Consider the following 6145-nt stretch of genomic DNA (forward strand, 5'->3'; position numbering starts at 1 on the left):
TAAAACGCCGGCGGCGATATATACTGCGCGCCATTCTTCAAGGGAGAGCCGTGTGGCCATCGATATTCACTGGATTCGCGACAACGAAAGCCTCGCGCAGCTTTGCGCCGAGTGGCAGCAACTGCCGTTCGTTGCCCTCGACACCGAATTCATGCGGGTCGACACCTTCTACCCGATTGCCGGTTTGCTGCAGGTCGGTGACGGCAAACGCGCCTGCCTGATTGATCCGCTGACCATCGACGCCTGGCAACCGCTGGCGGCGCTGCTGGAAAACCCGGCGGTGCTTAAAGTCTTGCACGCCTGCAGCGAAGACCTCGAAGTGCTGTTGCGTCTGACCGGCAGCTTGCCGGCGCCGCTGTTCGACACTCAATTGGCCGCGGCCTATCTGAACCTCGGGTTCTCGATGGGCTATTCGCGGCTGGTGCAGGAGGTACTCGGTATCGAGCTGCCGAAGGGCGAGACCCGTTCCGACTGGTTGCAGCGCCCGCTGTCCGACACGCAGATCAGCTACGCCGCCGAAGACGCGGTGCATCTGGCGGAAGTTTTCGTACAACTGCGGCCGAAACTGTCTGACGATAAGTTCGCCTGGGTGCTGGAGGACGGCGCCGAATTGGTGGCCAACCTGCGCCGTGAGATCGACCCGTACGAGGTCTATCGCGAAGCCAAGTTGGCGTGGAAACTGTCTCGTGCGCAATTGGCGGTGCTGCGTGAGTTGTGCGCCTGGCGTGAAAAAGAAGCCCGCGCCCGTGATCTGCCGCGCAACCGCATCGTCCGTGAGCACTCGCTGTGGCCGCTGGCCCGCACGCAACCGGACAACCTTGCGGCGTTGGGCAAGATCGAAGACATGCACCCGCGTACCGTGCGTCAGGACGGCCAGTTTCTGCTTGATCTGATCAAGCGCTCTGGCAGTGTGGGGCCTGATCAATGGCCGCCGGCGGTGCCGGAGCCATTGCCGGTCGAAGCGGCGGCGCTGATCAAGCAACTGCGCGCCCTCGGTCAGGTCGAGGCCGAGCGTCTGGGCATCGCGCCGGAACTGATGCTGCGCAAGAAAACCCTCGAAGCGCTGGTCAAAAGCGGCTTCCCCGAGGGCCCTTATCAATTGCCTGAGTCGCTGCGTGGCTGGCGCCGCGAACTCATGGGCCAGAAGCTGCTCGACAGCCTGGCCACCGCCGGAGAACAGCCTTGAAACGTATTTGCTCCATTTACCAAAGTTCGAAGAAACCCGGGATGTATCTTTATGTGCTCAAGAGCGATGCGCTTGAGCGCGTGCCCGAGGCGCTGATGGCGGCCTTCGGCAAGGCGAAGCATTCCTTTGACCTGGTACTGACCCCCGAGCGCACACTGGCGCGCGAGGACATCACCGTGGTTCTGGAAAACCTCGACAAGCAGGGCTATCACCTGCAGATGCCACCGGCCGAGGACGAGTACATCGAACACCTGCCCGAAGAGTTGCTGCGACGCAACGACCCGGTCTGATCTGCGAGGCCCTGTTCTGGGCCTCTTGCCACCCTGGAACTGATTTTACGGCGACGACCGCCACGAAGGAGCACTGCTCTTTCGGCGGTTGCCTGCACGGTTTGCGAAAGGTTTGAAGATGCGCGTTCTGATTGCTGAACACGACCACGCGGTGTACGCCCGGCTGCTGCGCCAGATGGCCCCCGAACTTGAAGTCCTGACCAGTGGCGACTCTGCCGAACTGGCGCGTCAGGCTGCCGATTGCCCGGTGTGGCTGGGGCAGCCGGACCTGTTGGCGACCCTGCTGCGTCAGGGCCACCAGCCGCAATGGCTGCAATCGACCTGGGCCGGCATCACGCCGCTGCTCGCTGATGGTCTGCGCCGCGATTACCGCCTGACCCGCGCAGTGGGGATCTTCGGTCAGGTCATGGCCGAATACGTACTGACCTACATGCTCGGTCACGAACGGGAAGTGCTCGCGCGCCTCGTGAGCCAGGTCGAGCGCAAGTGGGATAACCGCACCGGCCAGAGTCTGGTCGGGCGCAAGGTGCTGATCGTCGGGACCGGCGATATCGGTCAGAGCGTGGCGCAGTTCCTGCTGCCGTTTGGCGTCGAGTTGTACGGCATTGCCAGCAGTGCGCGTGAGCAGGCGCCGTTCATCGAAGTCGGTTCGATGGCCGATCTGCCACGGCTGGTGGGCGCGGTCGATTATGTGGTCAACCTGCTGCCGAACACCGCGCACACCCACGATATCTACGATGCGGCGCTGTTCAAGCAGTTCAAGCCGACCGGGTTGTTCATCAACGTCGGACGCGGCGTGGCGGTGGTGGATGCCGATCTGGTCGAAGCCTTGAAGGAAGGGCATCTGGCCGGTGCGGTGATCGACGTTTGCCGTCAGGAGCCGTTGCCGCAGCGCCATCCGTTCTGGACTGCCTGGGGCCTGCTGCTGACTGGACACAGCTCGGCGCCGACGTCGCCGTCGTTGATGGTGCAGTTGTTCGTCGAGAACCTGAAGGCGTATCAGGCGGGAGAAGCGTTGCGCGGAGAAGTGGATTTCAACCGCGGTTACTGAGGTGTAATCAAAAGATCGCAGCCTTCGGCAGCTCCTACATTGATCCCTGTAGGAGCTGCCGAAGGCTGCGATCTTTTGCGTTTAAAGGGTGAAGTTGCCTTCTGCAGCCAGCTCGCTCAGCGGGCGACGCGGGCTCGGCTCTTCGCGGGCCTGCAGGTACTCGGCCAGGGTCGCCTTGTCACCCAGCTTGCCGACAGCGACCGCCGCATGCAGCGCATAACCTTGCGGAATATTCAGCTCCTTGCGGGTCAGCTCCTGATCGAAACCGGCCATGCCGTGGGTGTGCCAGCCGCTGATGCTCGCTTGCAGCGCCAGGTGGCCCCAGGCCGAACCGGTGTCGAAGGTGTGCCACAGCGCCGGGGTCTCTTCGCTGGCACCGGGGGCGGTGAAGGTGGTTTTCGAAATCACGATCACCAGCGCCGACGCGTGTTGCGCCCAGCTGCGGTTGAACTCGTTCAGCAAGCCCAGGAAGCGCTCCCAGTTCGGCGTATCACGACGCGCATACAGAAAGCGCCACGGCTGCGAGTTGTACGCCGACGGCGCCCAGCGTGCAGCTTCGAAAAAGCTCAGCAGGGTTTCTTCCGGGATTGCTTCGCCGGTGAAGGCACGAGGCGACCAGCGATCGGTGAACTGCGGGTGAATGGCGTAATCGGCAACGCGAGGGTTGGCACTCATCAAAAGATTCCTTGCTGTGTTTGCGTCATGAATTCGTGGCAAAACCCTACTGGGCGGCGATTCGGCTGACAAGCGCGATTTACCGACAGTCGCCAGCGCTTGGCCCGCAAGGCCTTGGGCACTAGACTGGCGGCCTTTTCACCACCTGATGTTGATGCTTGAGCCATGGCCGCCAAAGTCGAACCGTTCTGGAAACGCAAAACCCTCGAGCAACTGGATCACGAGGAATGGGAATCGCTGTGCGACGGCTGCGGTCTGTGCTGCCTGCAGAAACTCGAAGATGAAGAAGACAACAGCGTCTATTACACGCGCATCGCCTGCAAACTGCTGGACCTGAAAACCTGCCAGTGCAGCGACTACCCGAACCGCATCAAGTTTGTCCCGGACTGCATTCAGCTCACTCCGGGCCAGGCCGAATCATTCAAATGGCTGCCGCCGACCTGCGGTTATCGGCTGGTCAGCGAAGGCAAGGATCTGCCGCTGTGGCACCACCTGGTGTGTGGCGATCGTGACGCCGTGCACCACGAACGGATTTCCCAGTCCGGACGCATGCTCGCCGAAGGCAGCGTGCCGGAGGATGACTGGGAAGATCATCTGATTTTCCGCGCCGGATAAGTACCCAGGGTTTCCAGGATTGAACAAGGAGTGTGTATGGCTGGGGGATTGCTGCGGGCATCGCTGATCGCCCTGCTGGCGCTAAGCGCACCGGTGTGGGCGGCAAAGAAAGTCGATCTGGATTACCACGTGCGCCTGCTGCCGCAAAGCGATCAGGCCGAAGTGCGCCTGACCGTGGCCAAGGGCGAAGCGGTACGCAGCCTCGATTTTGACCTCGGCGATGGCAGCCACTACAGCGACTTCAAGGCTGATGGTCAGTGGCAATTGTCTCCGGGCAAGCATGCTCGGGGCCTCTGGCGTCCGAGCGGCGACAAGCCCAGCCTGACTTACCGCGTCAGCATCAGCCACGGCCGCAAGAGCGGCAGCTTCGACACGCGCATGACCCCGACCTGGGCGCTACTGCGCGGTGATGATCTGGTGCCGCCGGCCCGGCTCGATCAGCAGGATGGCATCGAGCTGGTGTCACGTCTGCAATTCGAACTGCCCAATGGCTGGCAAAGCGTTGAAACCGCCTGGCCGCGCATCGGCAAAAACACATTTCGCATCGACAACCCATCACGCCTGTTCGACCGTCCGACGGGCTGGATGCTCGCCGGTCACCTCGGCAGCCGCCGCACGCGCCTGGGCGAAACCGAAGTCACCGTGGCTTCGCCGCAAGGGCAGGGCATGCGCCGCATGGATGTGCTGACCTTGCTGACGTTTGTCTGGCCGCAGGTGCAAGCGGTCTATCCCCGGCATCCGAAAAAACTGCTGATCGTCGGCGCCAACGACCCGATGTGGCGCGGCAGTCTCGGCGCGCATGAATCGATCTATCTGAATACGCGCTTGCCGCTGGTCAGCGAGAGCGGCAGCAGTGCGCTGGTGCGTGAACTGGCGCAGGTGTTCGGGCGCATCAACGATGAACATCGCAGCGACTGGATCAGTGAAGGCTTTGCCGAGTATTACGCGATCGAACTGGTGCGCCGTGCCGGCGGCATGAGCGATGAGCGTTATCAGGCGCTGCAGGCGAAATTGACCAGAGACAGTCAGAAGGTGACGACGTTACGCGGCGAACAGATCAGCCCGGCGCAGCTTGCAAAGGCGGTGATGGTGTTGCAGGAACTGGATCGCGAGATTCGCCTGAAGACGCGCAACAAGCGTTCGCTGGATGATGTGTTGCGCGGGGCGATGCATCTGGGGACGGTGAGTACTAAAGAGTTTGTGCAACTGGCCGAGAGTGTTCTGGGCGAGTCTTCCAAAGTCCTCGATACCGTGTTACTCCAGTAAAGATCAAAAGATCGCAGCCTGTGGCAGCTCCTGCAGGGGAAACGCATTCCACATGTAGGAGCTGCCGCAGGCTGCGATCTTTTGCTTTTAAACCCCGGCCTTCGGCGATTTCACCGAATCATTGCCAGTCACCGTCGCGGTGCTGGTCGCCGCCTCGGCATTGGCCTTGAGCTGGCTCAGCTCTTCACCCGCGCGCTCGATTTTGGCCCGCACGTTGTTCATGTCCTGACGGCTTTTCTCCAGCAGGCTCTTCACCGAGCTGTGCCCGGTGATGCCACGGGCCATCGCCACACCGCCAATCGCCACTTGAATCAGACCGAACACGCCGCCACGGCGCAGGCCCTTGCCGACCATGATCACGCCACCGGCCAGCGAGCCGATGCGCTCCCAGCCTTGGACGTTCTGCTCGGTCGGGCTCTGGAACGGGGTGGAATCGATACGTTGGACACGTTTGAGTTCGGTCATGATCTGTCTCCCAGGCAATGTGCAATAGATAGATAAGCTGACTGCCACACCGCCCGGCTCGTTCCATCGGATGTGCGACGTTTCAGCGGAATTTCGGCCCGGAGCGGGTATTCAGGCCTTTGGCCATGCGGTCGTAGAGCACCACGTTGACCGTCGCTGCCAGATTCATGCAGCCGGTGGTCGGGATGTACACGACGTCTTCGCACCAGTCGCGGATCTCTTTATCCAGTGAGCCGTCTTCCGGGCCAAAGATGTATAGCGCGCGATCCGGATGGGTGTATTCCGGCAGCGGGCGGGCGCCCTCGACCAGTTCCACGGCGACCGGGACGCAGTTGAGCGGGAGGATCTTTTTCAGGTCGTCGATGCCGATCAGCGGGATGTCGTAGTGCACACGCTTGGTGTCGGTGACGAAGTCGGCGGCGCGTTCATAGCGCTTGCCGGTGTAGAACACCGACGCCACGCCGTAACAGCCTGCGGCGCGCATCACCGAACCGACGTTCTCCGGTGACTTGGGGTTGTACAAACCAATGCAGCTGTAACGTTTGTCTGCCACGAGCGGGGTGCCTTCGGGAAAAAGAGGGCGATTATACGGGGATT

8 protein-coding genes are annotated in these 6145 nt (G+C 61.7%); 5 read left to right on the plus strand and 3 right to left on the minus strand.

The window, feature by feature from the left end:
• Window positions 1–52: 52 nt before the first annotated feature.
• The 3 genes from rnd to L6D63_RS25680 all read left to right on the plus strand — a co-directional run bounded on the left by rnd (window position 53) and on the right by L6D63_RS25680 (window position 2527).
• Complete coding sequence (gene rnd / locus L6D63_RS25670) at window positions 53–1186, plus strand: ribonuclease D (protein ID WP_131669955.1); 1134 nt, start codon at window positions 53–55, stop codon at window positions 1184–1186.
• Window positions 1183–1476 carry a YcgL domain-containing protein gene (locus tag L6D63_RS25675; RefSeq protein WP_003222599.1) on the plus strand — a complete coding sequence of 98 codons (294 nt, stop codon included), beginning with the start codon at window positions 1183–1185 and terminating at the stop codon, window positions 1474–1476. The genes rnd and L6D63_RS25675 overlap by 4 nt, the downstream gene beginning before the upstream one ends.
• 118 nt (window positions 1477–1594) lie before the next feature.
• Window positions 1595–2527, plus strand: coding sequence for a D-2-hydroxyacid dehydrogenase (locus L6D63_RS25680; protein ID WP_131669956.1), 933 nt, complete (start codon window positions 1595–1597; stop codon window positions 2525–2527).
• Between the two features lie 81 nt (window positions 2528–2608).
• Here L6D63_RS25680 and L6D63_RS25685 read toward each other — a convergent pair whose 3' ends face one another.
• Window positions 2609–3202 (minus strand): nitroreductase family protein, encoded by a 594-nt coding sequence (locus tag L6D63_RS25685; RefSeq protein ID WP_047292309.1) that lies wholly within the window; start codon window positions 3200–3202, stop codon window positions 2609–2611.
• 165 nt (window positions 3203–3367) lie between these two features.
• Here L6D63_RS25685 and L6D63_RS25690 point away from each other — a divergent pair, with 165 nt between their 5' ends.
• Both L6D63_RS25690 and L6D63_RS25695 read left to right on the plus strand, forming a co-directional pair.
• On the plus strand, window positions 3368–3817 hold the full coding sequence (locus L6D63_RS25690; RefSeq protein ID WP_086792005.1) for a YcgN family cysteine cluster protein: 450 nt from the start codon (window positions 3368–3370) through the stop codon (window positions 3815–3817).
• A 36-nt stretch (window positions 3818–3853) separates the two neighbouring features.
• A complete protein-coding gene (locus tag L6D63_RS25695) occupies window positions 3854–5083 on the plus strand; it encodes a hypothetical protein (RefSeq protein ID WP_131669957.1) in 1230 nt (409 codons plus the stop codon).
• Between the two features lie 87 nt (window positions 5084–5170).
• Here L6D63_RS25695 and L6D63_RS25700 read toward each other — a convergent pair whose 3' ends face one another.
• On the minus strand, window positions 5171–5548 hold the full coding sequence (locus tag L6D63_RS25700) for a YgaP family membrane protein (RefSeq protein ID WP_041070334.1): 378 nt from the start codon (window positions 5546–5548) through the stop codon (window positions 5171–5173).
• A gap of 82 nt (window positions 5549–5630) precedes the next feature.
• Window positions 5631–6101: an RNA methyltransferase gene (locus L6D63_RS25705; RefSeq protein ID WP_007911337.1), complete on the minus strand. Its 471-nt coding sequence runs from the start codon at window positions 6099–6101 to the stop codon at window positions 5631–5633.
• Window positions 6102–6145: the final 44 nt, after the last annotated feature.

Origin of the sequence: Pseudomonas parakoreensis, assembly GCF_021602155.1 — a bacterium.
Classification (GTDB): Bacteria; Pseudomonadota; Gammaproteobacteria; order Pseudomonadales; family Pseudomonadaceae; genus Aquipseudomonas; species Aquipseudomonas parakoreensis.